The organism is Thermobacillus composti KWC4 (assembly GCF_000227705.2).
Lineage (GTDB): Bacteria > Bacillota > Bacilli > Paenibacillales > Paenibacillaceae > Thermobacillus > Thermobacillus xylanilyticus.
This window is the reverse complement of sequence record NC_019897.1, coordinates 2,338,041-2,360,023: the sequence shown is the minus strand read 5'-3', so window position 1 is coordinate 2,360,023 and position 21,983 is coordinate 2,338,041. Positions and strand designations below refer to the sequence as shown.

Below are 21,983 nucleotides of genomic sequence, written 5' to 3'. Positions count from 1 at the left end.
GGATTGGCCGATGTCGATCGGCCGCTCAAGTGCCGTCAATCGGCGCTTACAGAGCAACTCGATCTTGAATTGGGAGGTTTGGCGATGAAAAAAATGAAAGTGCTTTCGCTGTTGCTTGTCGCGGTCATGCTGGTTCTGGCAGCGTGCGGCGGCGGGGGCAAAAAAAGCAACAACGAAAGCGGCGGCAGCGCAAACAGCGGTACGCAGACCGAAAACAGCGGCTCCAACAGCGGCGGCAGGGCAAACAATGGCAGCTCGGAGCAGCCCGCGGATGAGCCGGAGCCGGTCGACCTCGGCGGCCGCACGATCCGCGTAGCCGCATGGTGGGACCCGAAACCGGCGGGCAACACGGTCGATGAGCAGGCGCGTCTCGACAAGATTGCCGAACTGGAAGAGAAATACAACTTCACGTTTGAATGGATCAACATTCCGTTTGAAGAATACATGGACAAACTGACGACGTCCACGCTCGCGGGCGAGCCGTTCGCCGACATCGCGATCATGGAAGTCAAGCGGTCCATCCCGGTCGTCAAGCAAGGCCTGGTGCTCCCGCTCAGCGAATTCACCAGCGCAACGGATGACATCAACAACGAACAACGCCTGATGAGGAAGCTGACGCCGATCGGCGGCGTTGAGTATGCTTTCGGCGAACCGGGCGTTTCGATCGTCGGTATGTACTACAACCGCGACCTCGTGAAGCGGCTCGGCGTGAAAGATCCGCAAGAACTTTACAATGCCGGCCAATGGAACTGGGAAACGTTCCTGCAGCTGGCGAAGGATGCAACGCGCGACACGGACAACGACGGCACGCTCGACACGTTCGGCTACGCCGGCTGGGCGGCTGACGCAGCCCGCCACTTCGGCGTAACGAACGGCGCGCTGTTCGTCAACGAAGACCTGACGCTCGGCATGACGGATCCGAAGATGATCGAAGCACTGGAATTCGTCAATCGCCTGTACAACGTCGAGAATGTTGTCAAGGTCAAGACGGGCAACAAGATGGACTGGAACGAAACGAACACGTTCAAGGACGGCGACGTCCTCATGTCGGTCAACTATGACTGGAACATGGGCGACCTGACCTTCGAAGTCGGCGTCGTGCCGAACCCGGCCGGCCCGCAATCCGACGGCAAGACCACGTATGCGAATACGGCCCAGAACGCCTGGTTCATTCTCAAGGGCGTCAAGGATCCGCAAATCGTCTACTCGATCTTCGAGCAAAGCTTCGACTTCGAGTCGACGGCCGAATATCTCGGTCAAGACTGGCTGGAGTCCCGCTTCAAGACGCAGGAGGATATCGACATGGCGCTGCAGCATATCAACGGCACGGGTCGTCTCTCGCTCGAAGAAGGCATCCCCGACTTCCCGTTCTACGCCATCATGGATGAAATCATCATGCAGAACCAATCGGTATCCGCCACCATCGAGAAGTACAGACAGGACGCGGAAGCTGCGCTTGAGAAGGTAAGATAACAACCGGTATTTGCCGGTAATCGACGGAGGAAGGGGTGTACCGCGCAACATGGTGCACCTCTTCTTGTTATTATTTTTAGGTTCCTTATGCAAAAATTTCGGGCATCCAGACCGCGCGCCAACCGTTGCGCTCCGCTTGAAAAAACAAGCGTGGTTCAACGCTTAATTCCGCGTCATTCTAAGAATACATCTGCCTTCCCCCAACAGCGGAATACATTCCGAATGAAAAACAACACCAAACAAAACACTAAGAATATATTGAATTATAATTGACTATTGTTTTGTTCGATGATACGATTGTTATGTAATTGAGGCATCGTCGGAAGAGGGGCGTTGCGCTCATGTGCGGCGGACGAGCAAGCCAGCTTGCGGGTTCGCCGTTTGTTTGAAAGATAAGCATGGATCGGCTGGCTTGTCTTTCGACGCAAAACGGATGCGGCCGTCCGCGGGACGGCGAAAGCCGTTTTACTGAATTGGGAGGGCTGACCTTGAAGGGGATACCACGGCTGAGAAACATCGCAATATCCGCTTTATGTGCCGTGACGGCGTTCGGACTGCTGCCGCCCGGTCCGCTTGTCAAGGCCGACACCGCCGCGGATGGCAATCTGTCGAACGTCCTGGCATTCGATGTCAACGATCTGTACGATCTCGTCGACGGTCGAATCGAATACAAAGATTATCTGGTCCAATATGAAAGCGCTGCACTTCCGGACAGGGAGATCGTGATCGACGCCGCCCGGTATCAGGCGGTTCACGGAGAAGGCTTCGAAGTGCTTGACGGATTCGAGGGACAGGAAGGCGCTTCGCTGCTCACCGGCGAACAGGGCCAGGTGGACTGGACCGTCGACATTCCGGAGAGCGGGCTTTACCATGTTTCGATTTTGTACTATCCGATCGAAGGGAAAAGCTCCAGCATCGAACGGATGCTGTTGATCGACGGCGAGGTGCCGTTCCAGGAAGCCGCCTATCTGCAGTTCGACCGGATCTGGGACAATCAGTACGACGAAGTGAAGCGCGACAACCGCGGCAACGACCTTCGTCCGCAGCAGATCGAGAAGCCCGAATGGCGGGAGATGCTGTTCAAGGATTATGAAGGCTACTACGAGCAGCCGTTCCAGTTCTATTTCTCGGCCGGCCGCCATACGATCTCGCTCGTCTCGTCGCGCGAGCCGATGGTCATCCGCCAGCTGAAGCTGTTCCAATACAAGCCGCCGGCCCCCTATGCCGAGGTCATCGAACAATTTCGCGCGGAGGGACTCAAGGAAACATCGGGCTTCCTGCTCACCGTCCAGGGCGAGGATGCGACAGCCAAATCATCGCCGACGCTCTACCCCCAGACCGAGCGTTCGACCTCCGCGGTCACGCCGTACAGCCCGTCGAAAGTGCGCATCAACACGATCGGCGGCTACAACTGGCGCATACCGGGGCAATGGATCGAATGGGAAGTGGAAGTTCCCGAGACCGGCCTGTACAAAATCGCGTTCAAATCGCAGCAAAATTTTGTCCGCGGCATCTATTCGACGCGCCGGCTGTATGTGAACGGCGAAATTCCGTTCCGGGAGGCGGACCGCATCGCGTTCAAATACAAGAGCGGTTATCGGATCGACGTCGTCGGCGAAGGAAAAGAAGCGTACCTCGTCAAGCTGAACAAGGGGAAGAACACGATCCGGCTCGAGAATACGCTTGGCGAATTCGCCACGCTCATCCGTGAAGTCGAGGAGAGTCTGTTCAACCTGAACAGCATGTACCGGAAGATCCTGATGATCACCGGCTCTTCTCCGGACCAGTTCCGCGACTACCGGGTTCACATCCAGATTCCGAACCTGCTTGAGACATTCCAATACGAGCATGACCGGCTGAAGCGGATCAGCGACGAGCTGCGCCGGCTGTCCGGCGGCAGCGGCAACTCCGAGGCGATGCTGAAGACGATGTACCATCAGCTCGAAGAGATGATCGACGACCCGGACACGATTCCGCGGCGGCTGGTCGCTTTCAAGCAGAACACCGGCGGACTCGGCACCTGGCTGCTGACCGCGCGGGAGATGCCGCTCGAGATCGACGAGCTCTACGTCGCTTCGCCCGATGTCAAATTCCCGAAGGCGGGAAGCGGATGGTTCAGCGAGCTCAGGCACCAGGTCTTGACGTTCGCATACTCGTTCATCATCGACTACAACACGATCGGCAACGTCGTCGACGAGAAAGCCCGGCGCACGATCACCGTCTGGATCGGCAGCGGCCGCGACCAGGCGAACACGCTGAAGCAGATGATCGACGAAACGTTCACGCCGCAGACGGGCATCAATGTCAACCTGCAGCTCGTGCAGATGCAGAACCTGCTGCCGGCCACACTGGCGGGCCAGGGGCCGGATGTCGCGATGCAGATCGCGAGCGACATCCCGGTCAACTACGCGATGCGCAACGCGACGGTCGATCTGACCCAATTCCCGGACTTCGAGGAAGTGGCGGCCCGCTTCCGGCCAAGCGCGCTCGTGCCGTACACGTATGAAGGCGGCGTGTATGCGCTTCCGGAGACGCAGACCTTCCCGATGCTGTTCTACCGGAAGGACATCCTGAAGGAACTGGGGCTTGAAGTGCCCGAAACCTGGGAAGACGTCGCCGCCTTGCTGGCCGTCCTGAACAAGAACAACATGCAGTTCGGGCTGCCGCTCGTCATCACGCCGTCCTATCCCGGCGAGAACCTGCCGCCGAACCCGCTGTTCGCGGCGCTGCTCATGCAGAACGGCGGAGAATTCTACCGCGACGGAGGCCGGGCGTCGGGGCTCGATTCGCCGGTCGCCATCGAGACGTTCAAGATGTGGACGGAGTTCTATACCGACTACAAGCTGGAGCGCGAGTTCGATTTCGCGAACCGGTTCCGGACCGGCGAGATGCCGATCGGCATCTGGGACTATACGATCTACAACCAGCTCACCGTCTTCGCGCCGGAAATCCGCGGCATGTGGGGATTCGCGCCGGTTCCGGGCACGGTGCAGGTGGACGGCACGGTCCGCCACGACGTGACGAGCACCGGCGTCGGCACGATCATGCTGAAGAACGCGCAGGACAAGGAAGCGGCCTGGGCGTTCATGAAATGGTGGACGTCCGCCGAGACGCAGACGAAATTCGGCCGCGAGATGGAAGCCCTGATGGGCGCCGCGGCGCGGTATCCGACGGCCAACATCGAGGCGCTCGACAGCCTGCCCTGGCCGGTGCAGGATTATACGAACCTGAAGGAGCAATTCCAGTGGGTGCAGGGCATCCCGGAAGTGCCCGGCGGGTATTTCACCGGACGCCATCTGATCAACGCGTTCTACCGGGTCGTCGTCAACGGCAACAACGAGCCGCGGGAGACGATCATCGAATACGTGGAATACATTCACGACGAGATTCGCGCGAAGCGCAAAGAATTCGGCCTGCCGGAGTAAGAGGAGGGACTGAACGTGTCGAATATCGCCATTGAACCACAAGCACCGGCAGGCACCGGCAGGCAGACGCGCCTGCGCACATGGTGGGCGACCCGGAAACGGGAAATGAAGCTGCACAAGCATTCGTACATTCTGATGGCGCCCTACATGCTGCTGTTCTTTTCGTTCACGGTGCTGCCGGTCTTCATGTCGCTGCTGATCAGCTTCACCTATTTCAACATGCTCGAATTTCCGCGGTTCATCGGCTGGCAGAACTATGCGCGGCTGTTCCTTGAGGACGACGTGTTCCTGATCGCCGTCAAGAACACGCTGCTGTTCGCCGCCATCACCGGCCCTGTCAGCTATATGGCCTGCTTCATCTTCGCCTGGATCATCAACGAGCTCGGGCCGAAACTCAGGGCGTTCATGACGCTCGTCTTCTACGCCCCGTCGATTTCCGGGAACGTCTATTTCATCTGGCAGATCATTTTCTCCGGGGACCGGTACGGCATCGCGAACGCCTGGCTGATCAAGCTGGGGATCATTCTTGAACCGATCCTGTGGCTCAAGACGGAAAAGTATATTTTGCCCATCCTCATTCTCGTTCAGCTGTGGCTCAGCCTCGGCACCGGATTCCTGGCGTTCATCGCCGGCCTGCAGACGGTCGACAAGACGCTGTACGAGGCGGGCGCCGTCGACGGCGTCAAGAACCGCTGGCAGGAGCTGTGGTACATCACGCTGCCGTCCATGCGCCCGCAGCTCATGTTCGGCGCCGTCATCCAGCTGACGACGTCGCTGGCCGTCGCCGACGTGTCGATCAACATCGCCGGGTTTCCGAGCGTCAACTACGCGGCCGAGACGATCGTCACGCACCTCATCGACTTCGGCACGATCCGGTTCGAGATGGGCTTCGCTTCCGCGATTGCGACCGTCCTGTTCATCCTGATGGTCGGCACCAACCTGATCGTCCAACGACTTCTCAGGAAGGTGGGGCAATAAACGCATGAACATGATTCTGTCCTTGCGCCGCAGAAAACGCGTCAACCGGTCCTTCCTGGGAAGCTTCATGCTGTTCCTGTTCCTTGCGGTGTTCGGCGCGTTCATGGCGCTGCCGCTGGTCTTTGCGATCAACGCGGCGTTCAAGCCGCTGGACGAAATTTTCCTGTTCCCGCCGCGGCTGTTCGTCCGCAACCCTACGTTCGACAACTTCATCGATCTGGTCGAACTGCTCGGCAACTCGTGGGTGCCGTTCACGCGGTACATTTTCAACACCGTGTTCATCACGGGCATGGGCGTGCTGGGACACGTCATTTTCGCCTCGGCGGCCGCCTATCCGCTGGCCAAGCACAAATTCCCGGGGCGGAACGTGCTGTTCCAGATCGTCGTCCTGTCGCTCATGTTCTCGCCGGCGGTCACATCGATTCCGAACTACATGATCATGTCGTGGCTCGGTTTCGTCGACACGTACTGGGCGGTCATCCTGCCGGCGTTCGCCTACTCGCTCGGGCTCTATCTGATGAAGCAGTTCATGGAGCAGATTCCCGACGCGCTGCTGGAGGCGGCGAAAATTGACGGCGCCAGCGAGTACCGCATCTTCTGGTCAATCGTCATGCCGAACGTGAAGCCGGCCTGGCTGACGCTCATCATCCTCGTCTTCCAGATTCTGTGGGGGACGGACGGCAACGGTTTCATCTACAGCGAGCAGCTCAAGACGCTCCACTTCGCTTCGAACCAGATCATCCAGGGCGGCATCGCGCGCGCGGGTGTGGGGGCCGCGGTCGCGCTCATCCTGATGAGCGTGCCGATCACGATATTCATTTTCTCGCAGAGCCGCATCATCGAGACGATGGCGACGTCCGGCATGAAGGACTAAGGGGGGATCGACGCGTGAGAATGAAGAAAGCGCTTCTGCTAGCGGCGATCATTTCCCTGCTGGCATTGACCGCCGCGCCCGCCGCCCAGGCGGCGGCGCCTTACGAGGCGTACACCTACAACTATTACCGGGATGCCGTGGCGCTGCCCGCGCCGTTCCTGCCGGAGCGGACCGTGGACGGCTTGCGGCTCGGCGTCGGCGATTTCAAGATGCCGAACGACATCTATGTGACGAAGGACGGCATCGTCTACATCCTGGACAGCGGCAACAACCGCATCATCGTGCTGGATGAAAACTGGAACGTTACCCGCATCATCGACGGGTTCGACAACAACGGAACGTCCGACACCTTCGGCAATCCGAACGGCATTTTCGTGGCGGAAGACGGTGAGATCTACATTGCGGACACGGACAAACGGCGCGTCGTCGTGCTGACGGAAGACGGAAAGCTTGTCAAGATCGTCCAGAATCCGCAATCCGAAGTATTGCCCGACAACTTCGAGTTCGCGCCGCTCCGGGTGACGGCGGACCGGGCGGACCGGATTTTCGTCATCGCGCGCGGTGTGTACGAGGGCATCATGCAGTTCGACGAGAAGGGCGAATTCCTCGGGTACGTCGGCACAATCAAGGTTCAGCCCAGCGCGGCCGACCGGCTGTGGCGCTGGCTGGCGACGGACGCCCAGAAGGCGCAGATGGTACTGTTCATTCCGACGGAGTTCTCCAGCCTGGATATCGACCACAAGGGATTCGTGTACGCGACGAACATCGACGTCGGTTCGACAGAAACGATCAAGCGGATCAATCCGCTCGGTCAGGACGTCATCAAACGGTTCGGCCATTATCCGAACGTCGGCGACATTCGCTACCGGATCTATGGCAACAATTCGGGTCCGTCCAAGCTGACCGACATCAAGGTGATCGGTGACGGCATGTATGTCGTGCTGGATTCGAACCGGGCGCGCCTGTTCACCTACAATGACGAGGGCGAACTGCTCTACGCTTTCGGCGGCCGCGGCACCCAGCTCGGCGTCTTCAACACGCCGGTCGCCGTGGAATGGCAGAAGGACAAACTGCTCGTTCTCGACCGCGGCAAGAACAACATTGTCGTCTTCAAGCCGACCAGGTTCGGCCGGCTGGTCCATGAAGCGACCGCGCTCCATTACAACGGCAACACCGAGGCTGCGGTCGAGCTGTGGAAAGAAGTGCTGCGCCTCAATTCGAACTATGACATCGCTTATCTCGGCATCGGCAAATCGCTGCTCATGGCGAAGGAGAACAAGGAAGCGATGGAATATTTCAAGCTGGGCATGTCGCGCAAATATTATTCCATCGCCTTCAAGCGATACCGCAGGGAAGTGATGCAGGAGCATTTCAGCACGTTCATGACGACGGTCATCGTTCTGATCGCCGCGTTCGTCGCCTTCCGCATCGCGAGGAGAGTCCGGCTGGGAAGGAGTGCGGGTCATGAAGCATGACTGGATCAAGTTCCCGTTCCACATCATCTTCCACCCGTATGACGGGTTCTGGGATCTGAAATACGAGAACAAGGGCAGACTGCGCGTCGCGATGACGATCCTGCTGCTGATGGTCGTCGCCACGTCGCTCATGAATCAGTTCGCCGGTTTTCTCGTCAATTTCAACGATCCGCGCTACCTGAACACGCTGTACGATCTGATGTACACGGTGCTGCCGTTCATCCTGTTCTGCGTCGCCAACTGGTCGGTAACGACGCTCATGGAAGGCGAGGGCAAGTTCAGGGAGATCGTCATCGCGACGGCCTACGCGCTGCTGCCGATGATTCTCATCAACCTGCCGCTGACCTTCATCAGCCGGTTCATGACCAATGAGGAGACGGCGTTCTACTGGATGTTGAACACCTTCGGCGCCATCTGGTTCCTCTACCTGCTGTTCGTCGGCAACATGACGATTCACCAGTATACGGCGGCCAAGGCGGTCATCACCCTCATCCTGACCGTCATTGCGATGGGGATCATCGTCTTTCTCGGCGCGCTGGCGCTTACGATCAGCATGGATATATACTGGTTCGTCTACGACATTTATCGTGAACTCATATTCCGCTAGAAGGGGGCCGCACCAGTGAACAGACGCAAGAAGTGGTACGCGGTGCTGGCCTTCGTCCTCGTCGCCGGTATCGCAGCCACGACGTATTACATTGCAACGAAAGGCGCTCCCGCGGTTGACGTCTCCCGCTATGCGACGGATTCCGCGGAGATGCTGCAGGCGTCCGAACTCAAGTTTCTCGCGGACAGCCGGAACGCCGTTCCGGGCATGAAGCCGGTCGCGGAGACGGATGCCCTGGCGCTGTATTACCACGAGGAGACGACCGAGATCGCCGTGCTGGACAAACGGAGCGGCAAAGTGTGGCGGAGCAATCCGGAGGACCTGGACAGCGATCCGATCGCCTCGCCCTATGAGAAAGAAGCGCTCGCCTCGCAGGTGACGGTGAACTACCGGGATGAAATCGGAACGCTCGGCACGTTCACCAACTACGCGATGAGCGTCACGAACGGGCAATTCACGACGGAGAGCATCGAGAACGGGCTGAGGATCACCTACGTTCTCGGCGACGCCGAAGCCGGCATCGACGCGCTGCCGAAGCGGATCAGCAAAGCCCGGTTCGAAGAGAAGATCATGAGCAAAGTCGACGAACAGGCGCAGGCGGCGCTCCGCCGGGCCTACGCCGCGACCAAGTCCGATCCCGAAGTGCTGGAGCGGCTCGATTCGTATGTCGAGCGTCCGCTCGTCCTCGCCCGGGTGCTGGCCGCTTTCGAGCAGGCCGGGTATACCGAAGAGGACCTGGCGTACGACAACGAGGAGAACGGCATCGGCGGCGCCCTGACCGAGAAGCCGAGCTTTACGGTCGTCGTCGAATACCGGCTCGAGGGCGACTCGCTGGTCGTGTACGTGCCGGGCAGCAAGATCGAAGAAGCGGAAGGCTTCAAAATCCGGAACATCGAGCTGCTTGAATTTTTCGGCGCGGCCGGTCCGGAGGAACAGGGCTACATGCTCGTACCGGATGGATCGGGCGGCCTGATCTATCTGAACAACGGCAAGAAGAACGCCGAAGTGTACAGCCAGCGCATCTATGGTGACGACATGAACGACAACGCCTGGCGTCGGAAACAGATCGCGGAATCCGCGCGGCTTCCGGTGTTCGGCCTCAAATCCGGGGACCATGCCTGGCTCGCCGAGATCGAGCTCGGCGAAGCGATCGCGAGTATCACGGCGGACATCAGCGGCCGGCAGAACAGCTTCAACAACATCTACGCCAGCTTCATGATCCGCGGTGAAGACTGGCTCGAACTGTACAAAGGTTCTCGGGGCGTCGAGGAGATCCAGCTGCTCACGGAAGACCGCTATACCGGGGATCTGCAGATCCGCTTCAGTTTCCTTTCGGGAACGGATGCCACCTATTCCGGCATGGCGAAGCTGTACCGCGAACGCCTTCGCGCGGCCGGCAAGTTGAAGCCATTGCAGGCGGAAGGCGATCTGCCGTTCTATGTCGACGTGCTCGGCGCCATTGACAAGCGCAAATCGTTCCTCGGCGTGCCGTACAAAGGGATTGTGGCCATGACGACGGTCGAGGAAGCCGGCGAAATCGCGTACGCGCTCGAATCCCGCGGCATCCGCAACGTGCGGATGCGGTATCTCGGCTGGTTCAACGGCGGTCTCAGCCATACGCTTCCGTCCAAGGTGGATATGGTGGGCAAGCTCGGCAGCAGGAAAGACCTGCGGAACCTCGCGGACCGGCTCGAGTCGATGGGCGGCGGGCTCTACCCGGACGTCGCGCTGCAGCATGTGCTGAGGGACAACTTCACGTTCAGACCTGCGGCGGACGCGGCGCGCTTCGTGACGCGGGAGCAGGCGTGGCGTCATCCTTACGACCGCGCCCTGAACCGGATGAACCCTCTCCTCGGCGATTACTGGCTGCTGTCGCCGGCCAAGCTGCCGCACTTCGTCGACAAGTTTATGAAAGGATACGACAAGTACGGCATTGACGCGGTATCGCTGCGGGATCTCGGCGACCTCGTTCACGCGGACTATCGGGTAAGACGCGTTGTCTTCCGCGAGAACGCCAAGAACATCGCCGCCGAGCAGCTCGCGAAGCTGAGCGAGCGCTACGGAGACGTACTGATCACCGGCGGCAACGCGTACGCGCTGCCTTACGCGGACCAGATCGTGAACGTGCCGATGGAAACGAGCAACTTCAACATCGTGGACGAAACGGTGCCGTTCTATCAGATGGTGCTGCACGGGTCCATCGAGTACGGCGGTTCGCCGATCAATCTGCACGACGAGCAGGATACGCGCGAGCATCTGCTCCGTCTGGCCGAATACGGCGCGGCCCCGCATTTCCTGTGGTCGTACGAATCGTCGTCTGAACTGAAATTTACGCGCTACGACTACATGTTCTCGACGCAGTATACCGACTGGATCGACGAGGCAGCCGACTTGTACGCGCGGCTGAACGGCGCACTGGCGGGCCTTCGGACACAGACGATCGAAGAGCATATCCGCCACCGGGACGGCGTCGTCGAAGTCCGCTACTCGGACGGCACGGCGATCTTCGTCAACTACACCGATGAACCGGTGACGGTGGGCGGCGTCAAGATCGAGGCGAAAAACTTCACGGTGGGCGGTGATTCCCGATGATCAAGAAACGATTGACCTTGTCGCAGAAGCGATCGCTTCTCGGGATCTTCTTCATCCTGCCGTGGCTGATCGGCTTTCTCTTCCTGTTCCTGACGCCGCTTCTCGAGTCGATCCGCTTCAGCTTCAGCGAACTGAAAGTGGCGCCGAACGGGTTCACGCTCGAATTCATCGGTATCGAGAACTTCAGGTTCGCGCTCGCGGTCGACCCGGATTTCAACCGGGTGCTGACGCAGTCCATACTGGAAATGGTTTATGACGTGCCGATGATCCTGTTCTTCAGCCTGTTCACGGCAACGCTGCTCAACCAGAAGTTCCGGGGCAGGTCGGTCGCCAGGGCCGTCTTCTTTCTGCCGGTCATCCTGGCGTCCGGCGCCGTCGCCGCGGCGCAGCAATCCGGTCTGATCCAGCTCACCGGCAGCTCCGAGATTGCGCAGGAGCTGGCCCAGCAGCAGTCTGGATTCGACCCGATGATGGTCGTCCGGATGCTGGGCAATGCCGGCATACCGCTCTGGTTCGTCGAGTATATCGCGGAAGCGATCAACCGGATTTACGAGATCATCAGCAGCTCCGGCGTTCAGATTCTGATTTTCCTCGCCGCGCTGCAATCGGTGCCGTCTTCGATGTATGAAGTGGCGAAGATCGACGGCGCGACGGCGTATGAATCGTTCTGGAAGATTACGTTCCCGATGGTCAGCCCGCTCATCCTGACGAACGTCATCTATACGATCATCGACTCGTTCGCCGACAGCCCGGTAACGGAGCGGATCTATCAGACGGCGTTCCAGTCGCAGAATTTCGGCCTCAGCGCGGCCATGGCGTGGCTGTACACGATTGCCGTCAGTCTGCTGCTGGTCATCATCGGCATTCTGATCTCGCGAAGAGTCTTCTACCACAACTGACGGACGAAAGGAGGGAATGGATCATGGACGCGAAACTGCTCAAGAACGAAGCGATCGTGCTGCGGTATCAGCGGGTGAGGAACAAGTCGATGGCGTGGCTGTGGTCGATTTTCCGGCTCGTCCTCATCATCGGCATCGGCTTCATCATCATCCGGCCGATCCTGACGCAGATTTCCGTGGCGTTCAAAAGTCCGGAGGACATTTACAACCCGACGATCTATCTTGTTCCCGTCCATTTCACGATGGAGAACGTGAAGTACGCGATGGACATTCTCAATTATTGGCCGCTGCTGCAAAACACGCTGCTGTTTGTCATCGTGACCACGATCGTGTCGGCGGCATCCTGCGCGTTGGCCGGCTACGGATTCGCACGGTTCAAGTTTCCGGGGAGCAATGTGCTGTTTGCGCTCGTCGTGCTGACGATCCTCATCCCGGCGAGCACGCTCATGGTGCCGATGTATCTGCATTTCCGGAACTTCGACGTGTTGGGGCTCGTCACGCTGTTCACGGGCAAGGAAGGCGTCAACCTGCTGAACACCTACTGGCCTTCCATCATCACATCGGCGCTGGGCGTCGGCCTGAAATCGGGTCTCTACATTTATATATTCCGGCAGTTCTTCCGCGGGCTGCCGAAGGAGATCGAGGAAGCGGCGCTGATCGACGGGGCGGGCGGCATCCGCACGTTCCTGACGATCATGCTGCCGAACGCGATTCCGCCGATCATCACCGTGATGCTGTTCGCTTTCGTCTGGCAGTACAACGATACGTTCTACGCTTCGCTGTTCATGAGCAACAGCGAGCTGATGGCGAACGCAGTCGCGGCCCTGCCGGCGAACGTGAACAAGTTCCTGCCGGAACTGCTCGGCTTGGTCGGAACGGAGGCGAGGGCGGATCCGAACCATGTGGCGATGATCGTCGATACCGGCATTCTGATGGCGATCGCGCCGCTCATCATCATGTATTTGTTCGTGCAGCGCTACTTCGTGGAGAGCGTCGAGCGCACCGGCGTCGTTGGCTGACCGGCCGGAGGATGCCGCTGCGGGACTGTCGGTTCCGGGCGCGGCTTGATCCGCGCCCGGAGCGCTTTTGCTCAAGGAGGCACCGAAGGATGAATGAGCATCTGCAAGGCCGGCTGAACGTCGAACCGACGCTGGTAAGTCCCCGCGCGTCGGAGAATGCCAGGCGCCTGATGGCGTATCTGTGCGATCTGTACGGCCGGCGGATGCTGACGGGGCAGCAATACGGCATTGACGAGACGCCGGAGATGGATGTCATTTTCCGCGCGACGGGCAAATATCCGGCCGTGGGCGGGTTCGATTTCATGAACGACTCGCCGTCACGGATCGAGCGGGGAACGGTCGGAACGGATACCGTACGCGCGATCGACTGGTGGAGGCAGGGCGGCATCGTGACGTTCTGCTGGCATTGGAACGCGCCGACGGATCTGATCGACGAGCCGCCGGACCGGGTCTGGCACCGCGGGTTCTATACGGAAGCGACGACCTTCGACATCGAGGCGGCGCTGCGCGACGACTCGTCCGAGGCGTTCGGCCTCCTCATGCGCGACATCGATGCGATCGCCGCCCGTCTCAAGCAGCTGCGGGACGAGGGCATCCCCGTCCTCTGGCGGCCGCTCCACGAGGCTTCCGGCGGCTGGTTCTGGTGGGGAGCGAAGGGACCGGAACCGTGCATCAAGCTGTGGCGCATCCTGTTCGATCAGCTGACGCGGAAACATGCGCTTGACAATCTGATCTGGGTATGGAACGGCCAGCACAAGGACTGGTATCCGGGCGACGCCTTCGTGGACATCATCGGCGAAGATATTTACCCGCCGGAACGGACGTATGTCTCGCACATCGACCGCTTCAAGCAGGCGCTGGGATATACGGCGAAAAACAAAATCATCGCGCTGACGGAGAACGGACCGCTGCCCGATCCGGACCGGATGATCGCCGACGGCGCGCCGTGGGCGTGGAACTGCACCTGGTACGGTTCGTTTGTCTGCGAACGGCGGGAGGACGGCGAATGGGATGTCGGAGAGAAGTACACGGAGCGATGGATGCTCCGGAAATTTTACGACCACCCGTTCACGGTGACGCGGGATGAGCTGCCGGATCTGACGCGCTATCCGCTGCCGGAGGAAAGGGAGAACGGTGAGAAGGCATGATGTGATAATCGCACGGGTTGACCGGCTCGGTCTTGTGACCGAGCCGGTTTTCCTTTTCCGGACCGTGAGGCAAGGATCGGCGATTCAGACTTCAGACGATGAAGAATTTAAGAACTTGCTTCAAATCTGCAAGCGAGGGCAAGTGATATGATCATTTCAATATTATACACTAACAAAATTGATGGATGGACAATAATATGTTATTATTATTTCGCATAACAAACCTAACAATAACGTGGTGTTGAAGACGAAGGGGATCGTACAAGCGCATTTTCGCGACCGGAGACATGTCGCAAGAGGCAACGCGAATAAACGGTATTTCGTCGAGAGCATAGAACGCACGGGTGTCACAGGCTGAGCCGCGCGTTGCTTTGCAACGGAAAATGAGAACCACATCACGCGTACCTGATGGAGTTGATCCGACATGAATGCATCGCGGGCGAGATTGGTCTTGATTCTGATTGTCGTACTGATATCCGCCGCATTGATGTATGTCCTCCTGACGCAGAGAGGGGAATTCAGAATCAACCAAAGCATTGCAGAAGTGAGACTCGAAGCGGAAGACGGTATCCTGTCCGGGAACGCCAATGTGGAACATGACGAGAGTTCGACGAGCAAGGCAGAAGGATATTCGGGAAGAGGATATGTCGCCATCCGGAATGAGGGGACAATCACCCTGACGCACCACGCGTCCCGAGCCGGGCTGTACGAGGCCATTCTCGGCTACAATGCCGCAAATGGTCCGAAGAATACGTTTTTGACCGTCAATGGTGTCAATACCGCCGAAGTTACGTTGAAGCATGATGTGGCCGAAGGGTATCAGGGTTTTGAAGAGATTTCCATCGGCAACGTGTTCCTTCATGAGGGGGAGAACACCATCGTTGTCAATAAGGGCTGGGGCTGGTTCAATCTCGATTACATCATTTTGCGGCCATCAACGGTGAAAGACGGAGATCATCGAGTGGAGAAGAACCTTTCAAATCCGAACGCAAGCCGTGAAGCCCGGGCATTGATGAACTACCTGGTGGATACATACGGCAAGGGCATCATTTCCGGTCAGACGGAGTTGATCAACGCGGCGTGGATTTACAGCAAAACCGGAAAATTCCCTGCGATTCTCGGGCTTGACATGATGGATTATTCGCCAACCCGCGTCGAGAATGGGACCAAAGGCAAAGCGGTTGACGAGGCGCTGGAGTGGGGGGCGAAGAACGGGATCGTCACCATCCACTGGCATTGGAACGCGCCGAAAGATTTGATAAACCATTCGGAACATCCGTGGTGGAGAGGATTTTACGCGGATGCGACAACTTATGACTTTGCCTATGCGCTGGCAAATCCCGATTCGGAAGACTACAGGGTGCTCATTCGCGACATTGACGTGATTTCGGAGCAGTTGAAACGGTTGCGTGACGCGAAGATTCCGGTGCTCTGGAGACCGCTGCACGAAGCGGACGGCGGTTGGTTCTGGTGGGGAGCCAAAGGACCCGAACCGTACAAGAAACTGTACCGCCTCTTATATGATCGGATGACCAATCATCACGGTCTGAACAACCTGATCTGGGTATGGAACTCCGAGGAACCGGACTGGTATCCGGGCGATGACGTGGTCGATATCCTGTCGACGGACTATTACGCACCGCCGGGTGACTACAACCCGCTGTCCGTGAAATACGAACATCTGGTCCAACTGCGGGATGACACGAAAATGGTTGCGCTGGCCGAGAACGGACCGATTCCGGATCCGGATCTGCTGCAGGCTTACCGCGCGAATTGGCTGTATTTCGTGACCTGGACGGGCGACTATATCCAGGACGGCATCAGCAATACACCGGAGCATCTGCAGAAGGTTTATGGCAGCGACTACGTGATCACGCGAGATAAACTTCCCGATAACCTGTACTCCTACGGGTTGCCGGATCCTACCGCCTGAAAAGTCCGTTCGAAGGCAATGAAGCGGTGTGGATGTTCTTTTCGGAGGATCAGGCCGAAGCGCTTGTGTACTATTTCCGGGTGAAAGGGAGATGCGGCATGGCGCATGAGGTGATCCGGCATCGTGCCGGGCTGATGAGGCTGCGGGAGGCGATCCGCGCCGGGAGGGCGGTGATCGGATTCATCGGCGGCTCCATCACCGATGGCCGGCCGCGGCACAATTGGCCGGAGCCGGTCGTCGCCTGGCTGGTCGACCGCTATCCGGGCACGCGTTTCGTCGTCGAGAATGCCGCGATCGGCGCCACGGGCAGCGATCTCGCGGTGCTCAGGGCGAAGCGCGATCTGATCGACCGCGGCTGCGATATCGTATTCATCGAATTCGCCGTCAACGACAACGACACGCCGACCGACCGGCGGATGCGGACGCGCGAAGGGCTCATCCGCAAGCTCTTGCTGGAAGACGGGGGCCGGGATCTCGTCTTCGTCTACACGTTCTGCCACGACATGTACGAGGCGATGATGGAGGGCAGGATGCCGGCGTCGATCGCGGAGTTCGAGCAGATGGCAGAACATTACGGCGCCGGATCGGTCTGGGTCGGGCTGCACGCGCTGAATCAGGTGCGCCGCGGCTTTATGCGCTGGGAGGAATGGCTGCCGGACGGCCTCCATCCGACAAGCCGCGGCAGCTACGCCTACGCGGAAGCGGTCATCCGCTATCTCGAGGAGGCGCTGGAGCGGCAGCCCGACGCGGCGTGGGATGCGGCGCGGGCGAGGGCGCTGGCGCAGCCGCTGCATCCGGACCACTGGGGAAACAGCGTGCTTCTGCCGCTTGATGCGGTCCGGACCCGCGGGCCGTGGACGCTCCGGCGCTGGCTGTATCACGCATGGATCGACCAGGTGCTGGAGACGGCCGCCGTCGGCGCCGGGTTCGAGCTCGATTTCGAAGGGCGCGGCGTCGCGCTAGCCTTCGATTTCGGCAAGACGTCCGCCGAATTCCGGTGGCGGATCGACGGCGGAGAATGGCGAACGGAAGCGCGCGAACGGCCGGACTGGGTCGGTCCGGACGGCTGGTTCCGGCTTTCCGTGCTGACGGAGACTTTGGAACCCGGTCCGCACCGGCTTGAACTGGAAGTGATCCATGGCAGCCGCCCGGACTGCGGCGGGACGAACTTCCGGCTGGCGCTTGCCGCCGCAATCCGATAAATGCGCGGGTTCACCTAAAGGCGCGGGTTCACCGGCTCGGTCTTCAGACCGAGCCGGTTTTCCGTTTTCGGACCGTGGCGGAACGGCCGGGACGGCGGTATAGTGGGGGCGTGCAGCGGCAGACGTACGCGGCTGTGAATTGCGCGTCAGGAGGGGACGCTTTATGCATGTGTTGGAAGTATCGCGGGTGTCGAAGTCTTTCGGCAGCGTGCAAGCGGTTCAGGAAGTGAGTTTCACGGCGAACAGGGGCGAAGTGTTCACGATTATCGGCCCGAACGGTGCCGGCAAGACGACGACGCTCGAGATGATCGAAGGACTGCAGCGCCCCGACAGCGGCGCGATCTCGGTGCTCGGCATGACCTGGGACAGGGATGCGGAGAAAATCAAAATGCGGATCGGCGTCCAGCCTCAGACCAGCGCGCTGTTCGATCTGCTGACCGTCGAGGAGAATCTGGCGCTGTTCGCTTCGTTCTATGACCGCCACCGGCCGGTCCCGGAGATCATGGAGCTGATCAATCTGACGGATCATCGGCGGAAAATGGTCAAGACGCTGTCGGGCGGCCAGAAGCAGCGCCTTGCGATCGGGCTCGGCCTGATCAACGACCCGGAAATCATTTTTCTCGATGAGCCGACCACGGGCCTTGATCCGCAAGCGCGCCGCAACATCTGGGACATCGTGCTCAAGCTGCGGGAGATCGGCAAGACGACGGTGCTCACGACCCACTATATGGAGGAAGCCGAGCAGCTCAGCGACCGGGTGTGTATCATCGACCAGGGCAGGATCATCGCGATGGATACGCCCAAGGCACTCATCGGCAGGCTGACGCAGGAACGCGAAATCCATTTGAAGCTTGCGGACGAAGCCGCGGCCGCCGCTGCGGAAGGCGCCGCCCGGACGGAGCCGAACGTGACGCGGGTTGATCGCACGGGCGCGCATCTCCGGATCCGGTCCGGGAAGCCGGAAGCGACACTGTACCATCTGCTCGGCTTCGCGTCGGAAAGCGGGCTGACCGTCGAGCAGATTTCGATTCGCGAGATGAGCCTCGAGGACGTATTCATCGCCTTCACCGGCAAGGAGTGGAGAGACTGATGGCGAAAAACATGAAGCAGCTTCGCATGTTGTTCGACGCGCAACTCAAAGAGACGTTTCGCGAGCGGCAAGTCTGGTTCTGGTCGATCATGTTTCCCGTCCTGCTGCTTGTCATCTTCATGATCATTTTCGGCGGCAACAGCGACTTCTCGGCAAAGGTCGCAATCGTCGGAGACAAATCCGGCGCGGCGGCGGAAGCGTTCGTTCAATCGGCGGAAGCGACCGGCGTGCTGAAGATCGAGCAGGATCTCGATCTTCAGGAAGCGGAGAAGCGGCTGAAAGAAAAACGCCTCGACGCCGTCTTTGTCCTGCCTGACAGCAGCGAAGCCGGTGATTTCCGGCTGCTGCTCAACGCCGAAGGGCAAACCAGCTCGACGTCCCAGGCGCTGGGCAGCATTGCGGGGCAGCTGACGGCAGCAGCCAATCAGGCCGCAACCGGCATTGCTCCCGCGTTCGATCTGAAGACGGAATATGTATCGGCAAGCCACAACCGCCTGAAAGTTTCTGATTTTCTGCTCTCGGGCGTGATCGCGCTGTCCATTGCTCAATCGGGACTGTTCGGCATGGTGGGACTCGTCGAAATCCGCCGCAAAGGATTACTGAAGCGGCTCAAGATGACGCCCGTTAACATGCGTCTGTTCGGGGTTGCCAATGTGGGCGCCAGGTTCGTCCTCAGCATCGTGCAGGTTATCCTGCTGACGCTCATCGGCGTAGCGGCTTTCCGGGCGAACGTTGACTTCTCACCGCTGACGTTCCTGCTCATCTTCATCGTCGGGACGCTCGCTTTCTCCGGGCTCGGCTACCTGATATCTGCCGCCAGCAAGACGCTTGAAAGTTACATGGGCATCTCGAATCTCGTCAGCTTCATCATGATGTTCCTGAGCGGCATCTTCATCGATGTCAATGTGCTGCCGGGCTATCTCAAGCCGGTGTCGCATGTGATGCCGCTGACGTACTTCGTGGACGGCATCCGCGCCGGCATGATCTACGGCAGCGGGATGAACGCGGATATGTGGCTGAATCTTGCCGTGCTCGCCGCGTGGGGAGTCGCGTCGTTCCTCCTGGCCACCCTGCTGTTCCGCCGCCGATCCGCCACTTGGTAAAATGTGAAATGCCGATTCGTGTCGCAAATTGCAACCGGCCGTCACCCGGCGCGTATGAGCAGGGGGCGGCTTTTTTTCTCCACAAAGCGGAAGAGCTGGAACGAAAAATGACGCGAAACAATTCTTTGATTAATTTTTCGTAACTTTTTCCGGGGTTGCGCCGTCTAACTGATAGGTCAAGCAAAAACGGCTGGCACTGTCCTCCCGGGCGGGCGCGTCCGTTTTGCGGTGAAAGATAAGCCGGTTATCAGCGCGGAACTTATGAAGTCTTATCATTTGAAGATTGCCGCCTCGTGCAGATTGGAAGGAGTGGATTGATGACATGCTGCGGCTGAGACGGACCAAAGAGCGGCAGGATGCCGCAGCTGCCGCGGCCGCTGTTGCGCGCGGCCGGGAACCGGAGGAAACGGGACCGCTTCTTGTGACCCGAGGCGTCGAACGATCTTTCGACGTCGGCGGACAGAAGCTGCACGTCCTGAAAGGGATCGACATGGAACTGCACCCGCGGCGGCTTGTCATGCTGCGCGGCCGTTCGGGTTCCGGCAAGACGACGCTGCTCAATCTGATCGGCGGTCTGGATACGCCGACCCGCGGCGAGATTCAGTTCGGACCGTACGCATTCCACCGGATGAGCGATGACGAGCGGACGAACGTGAGGCGGAAGGAGATCGGATTTATTTTTCAGGCGTACGCGCTTCTGCCGCTGCTGTCCGCCTACGAGAACGTGGAGCTGTCTATGCGGATGGCGGGCGTGCCCAAGGCGGAATGGAAGGACCGGGTGACCGAATGTCTGGAGCTGGTCGGTCTCGGGAAGCGGATGCACCATCGCCCGTTCGAGCTGTCCGGCGGCGAGCAGCAGCGGGTCGCCATCGCCAAGGCGATTGCCCACCGGCCGAGGCTGATCCTGGCGGATGAGCCGACGGCGGAGCTCGATTCCCAGATGGCCGCCCAGATCATGAAAGTATTCCGGGCGATCATTGAAACGGAGCAAATCACGATCTGTATGACGACGCACGACCCTACGATTCTGGAGGTTGCCGATCATGTCTATGAAATGGTTGACGGAAAATTCATCTGAGCCGCGCGGACTGATGGAGCGGGCTGCCGCCTTCTTCCGGCGCCGGGTGCCGGCTGCCGCCGCCATGCTGCTCGCCGCCTCGATTGCGGTGGGAGGATGCGCGTTGCTGCCGGATGAAGGCGAGGAAGAGCAGCTGCCCGACATCACGCCGCCGCAAATCTCGAAGAAGCCGGAATACGAGGTAACCACCGCAACGCTTGAATCGAAAGTGCAAGCGCTCGGCAAAATCATGAGCCAGCAGGAAGAGACGCTGTTCTTCGAGCTGGACGGGAAGCGGCTCCGGACGCTGAATGTGAAGCCGGGTGACTACGTGGAAGCCGGGCAGGTCATCGCCGTGCTCGACGTGGACAACATGGAGAAAGAGCTGCGCCAGAAGAAGCTGCAGTTCCGGAGTGCGGAGACAAGGATGAAGGATACGATCCGCAAACGCGACGAGATGGACCCGGTCGATTACGAGATGGAAGTCATCAGCTTTGAAGAGCAGCGGCAGGCGATCGTCGATCTGGAGAACGAGATCGCGAAAGCGGTGCTTACGGCGCCGTTCTCGGGCACCGTCGTCCAGGTGAACGTCGAGAAAGGCGCGCTCATCAAGGCGTATGATCCGGTCGTCACCATCGCCGACACCGGCCGGCTGGTGGTGACCGCCGATTTCTCGAAGAGCGATCTGGAGAAGATCGCGGTCGGCATGCCGGCGGTCGTCGACATCAACGGGGCGGGCAAGTTCGAAGGCAAAGTCTCGCTGCTGCCGGTTGCGCAATCGGACGACGAAGGGAACGGGGGCTGGCCACCCCAGCAGCAGCAGCGCTCCAAGCGGCCGGAAGATTATGTGCAGATCGACATCGGCGGCATTCCGGAAGGCGTGAACCGCGGCACGCCGCTGTCGGCGAACGTCATCATCAACCGGAAGGAGAACGCGATCGTCATCCCGCCATCGGCGCTCCGGACGATCGGTTCCCGGACCTACGTTCAAGTCGTGGAAGAGGACGGCAGCAAGCGCGAAGTCGATGTGGCGGTCGGCCAGCAGACGGCGACGCTGGTCGAAATCCTCGAAGGTCTTACGCCGGGACAGAAAGTCGTAGGTCGATGA

General features: G+C 59.5%; 16 protein-coding genes. All 16 read left to right on the top strand.

Annotated features, from left to right (window positions below):
* The first annotated feature begins 84 nt into the window (after positions 1 to 84).
* The 16 genes from THECO_RS11095 to THECO_RS11020 all read left to right on the top strand — a co-directional run bounded on the left by THECO_RS11095 (position 85) and on the right by THECO_RS11020 (position 21,983).
* On the top strand, positions 85 to 1,473 hold the full coding sequence (locus tag THECO_RS11095; RefSeq protein ID WP_015255133.1) for an ABC transporter substrate-binding protein: 1,389 nt from the start codon (positions 85 to 87) through the stop codon (positions 1,471 to 1,473).
* A 539-nt stretch (positions 1,474 to 2,012) separates the two neighbouring features.
* Positions 2,013 to 4,898, top strand: a complete 2,886-nt coding sequence (locus tag THECO_RS11090; protein WP_232427680.1) for an extracellular solute-binding protein — start codon at positions 2,013 to 2,015, stop codon at positions 4,896 to 4,898.
* Positions 4,899 to 5,003: 105 nt separating this feature from the next.
* A complete protein-coding gene (locus tag THECO_RS11085; RefSeq protein WP_086010550.1) occupies positions 5,004 to 5,876 on the top strand; it encodes a carbohydrate ABC transporter permease in 873 nt (290 codons plus the stop codon).
* Between the two features lie 4 nt (positions 5,877 to 5,880).
* Positions 5,881 to 6,750 carry a carbohydrate ABC transporter permease gene (locus THECO_RS11080; protein ID WP_015255130.1) on the top strand — a complete coding sequence of 290 codons (870 nt, stop codon included), beginning with the start codon at positions 5,881 to 5,883 and terminating at the stop codon, positions 6,748 to 6,750.
* A 20-nt stretch (positions 6,751 to 6,770) separates the two neighbouring features.
* Positions 6,771 to 8,225, top strand: a complete 1,455-nt coding sequence (locus THECO_RS11075; protein ID WP_041853885.1) for an NHL repeat-containing protein — start codon at positions 6,771 to 6,773, stop codon at positions 8,223 to 8,225.
* Positions 8,215 to 8,832, top strand: a complete 618-nt coding sequence (locus tag THECO_RS11070) for a Yip1 family protein (protein ID WP_015255128.1) — start codon at positions 8,215 to 8,217, stop codon at positions 8,830 to 8,832. The genes THECO_RS11075 and THECO_RS11070 overlap by 11 nt, the downstream gene beginning before the upstream one ends.
* Before the next feature lie 15 nt (positions 8,833 to 8,847).
* Positions 8,848 to 11,424 (top strand): DUF5696 domain-containing protein, encoded by a 2,577-nt coding sequence (locus tag THECO_RS11065; protein ID WP_015255127.1) that lies wholly within the window; start codon positions 8,848 to 8,850, stop codon positions 11,422 to 11,424.
* Positions 11,421 to 12,323, top strand: coding sequence for a carbohydrate ABC transporter permease (locus tag THECO_RS11060; RefSeq protein ID WP_015255126.1), 903 nt, complete (start codon positions 11,421 to 11,423; stop codon positions 12,321 to 12,323). Before THECO_RS11065 ends, THECO_RS11060 begins: the two co-directional genes overlap by 4 nt.
* 23 nt (positions 12,324 to 12,346) lie before the next feature.
* Positions 12,347 to 13,342, top strand: coding sequence for a carbohydrate ABC transporter permease (locus THECO_RS11055; protein WP_015255125.1), 996 nt, complete (start codon positions 12,347 to 12,349; stop codon positions 13,340 to 13,342).
* Between the two features lie 89 nt (positions 13,343 to 13,431).
* Complete coding sequence (locus tag THECO_RS11050; protein WP_015255124.1) at positions 13,432 to 14,490, top strand: glycosyl hydrolase; 1,059 nt, start codon at positions 13,432 to 13,434, stop codon at positions 14,488 to 14,490.
* 424 nt (positions 14,491 to 14,914) lie between these two features.
* Positions 14,915 to 16,423, top strand: a complete 1,509-nt coding sequence (locus THECO_RS11045; protein WP_015255123.1) for a glycosyl hydrolase — start codon at positions 14,915 to 14,917, stop codon at positions 16,421 to 16,423.
* Between the two features lie 32 nt (positions 16,424 to 16,455).
* Entirely contained in the window at positions 16,456 to 17,625 is a 1,170-nt protein-coding gene (locus THECO_RS11040) for an SGNH/GDSL hydrolase family protein (RefSeq protein ID WP_041853884.1), read from the top strand.
* Positions 17,626 to 17,788: 163 nt separating this feature from the next.
* Positions 17,789 to 18,715, top strand: coding sequence for an ABC transporter ATP-binding protein (locus tag THECO_RS11035; RefSeq protein WP_015255121.1), 927 nt, complete (start codon positions 17,789 to 17,791; stop codon positions 18,713 to 18,715).
* Entirely contained in the window at positions 18,715 to 19,818 is a 1,104-nt protein-coding gene (locus THECO_RS11030; protein ID WP_015255120.1) for an ABC transporter permease, read from the top strand. Before THECO_RS11035 ends, THECO_RS11030 begins: the two co-directional genes overlap by 1 nt.
* A gap of 322 nt (positions 19,819 to 20,140) precedes the next feature.
* Positions 20,141 to 20,896, top strand: a complete 756-nt coding sequence (locus tag THECO_RS11025; RefSeq protein WP_015255118.1) for an ABC transporter ATP-binding protein — start codon at positions 20,141 to 20,143, stop codon at positions 20,894 to 20,896.
* Positions 20,862 to 21,983, top strand: a complete 1,122-nt coding sequence (locus tag THECO_RS11020; RefSeq protein WP_015255117.1) for an efflux RND transporter periplasmic adaptor subunit — start codon at positions 20,862 to 20,864, stop codon at positions 21,981 to 21,983. Before THECO_RS11025 ends, THECO_RS11020 begins: the two co-directional genes overlap by 35 nt.

Bases quoted from the DNA above. Each gene is read 5' to 3' on its own strand.
- THECO_RS11050 (WP_015255124.1), top strand. From the start codon at position 13,432: ATGAATGAGCATCTGCAAGGCCGGCTGAACGTCGAACCGACGCTGGTA.
- THECO_RS11035 (WP_015255121.1), top strand. From the start codon at position 17,789: ATGCATGTGTTGGAAGTATCGCGGGTGTCGAAGTCTTTCGGCAGCGTG.
- THECO_RS11085 (WP_086010550.1), top strand. From the start codon at position 5,004: ATGAAGCTGCACAAGCATTCGTACATTCTGATGGCGCCCTACATGCTG.
- THECO_RS11030 (WP_015255120.1), top strand. From the start codon at position 18,715: ATGGCGAAAAACATGAAGCAGCTTCGCATGTTGTTCGACGCGCAACTC.
- THECO_RS11045 (WP_015255123.1), top strand. From the start codon at position 14,915: ATGAATGCATCGCGGGCGAGATTGGTCTTGATTCTGATTGTCGTACTG.
- THECO_RS11095 (WP_015255133.1), top strand. From the start codon at position 85: ATGAAAAAAATGAAAGTGCTTTCGCTGTTGCTTGTCGCGGTCATGCTG.
- THECO_RS11080 (WP_015255130.1), top strand. From the start codon at position 5,881: ATGAACATGATTCTGTCCTTGCGCCGCAGAAAACGCGTCAACCGGTCC.
- THECO_RS11020 (WP_015255117.1), top strand. From the start codon at position 20,862: ATGTCTATGAAATGGTTGACGGAAAATTCATCTGAGCCGCGCGGACTG.
- THECO_RS11040 (WP_041853884.1), top strand. From the start codon at position 16,456: ATGTTCTTTTCGGAGGATCAGGCCGAAGCGCTTGTGTACTATTTCCGG.
- THECO_RS11025 (WP_015255118.1), top strand. From the start codon at position 20,141: ATGCTGCGGCTGAGACGGACCAAAGAGCGGCAGGATGCCGCAGCTGCC.
- THECO_RS11055 (WP_015255125.1), top strand. From the start codon at position 12,347: ATGGACGCGAAACTGCTCAAGAACGAAGCGATCGTGCTGCGGTATCAG.
- THECO_RS11075 (WP_041853885.1), top strand. From the start codon at position 6,771: ATGAAGAAAGCGCTTCTGCTAGCGGCGATCATTTCCCTGCTGGCATTG.
- THECO_RS11060 (WP_015255126.1), top strand. From the start codon at position 11,421: ATGATCAAGAAACGATTGACCTTGTCGCAGAAGCGATCGCTTCTCGGG.
- THECO_RS11070 (WP_015255128.1), top strand. From the start codon at position 8,215: ATGAAGCATGACTGGATCAAGTTCCCGTTCCACATCATCTTCCACCCG.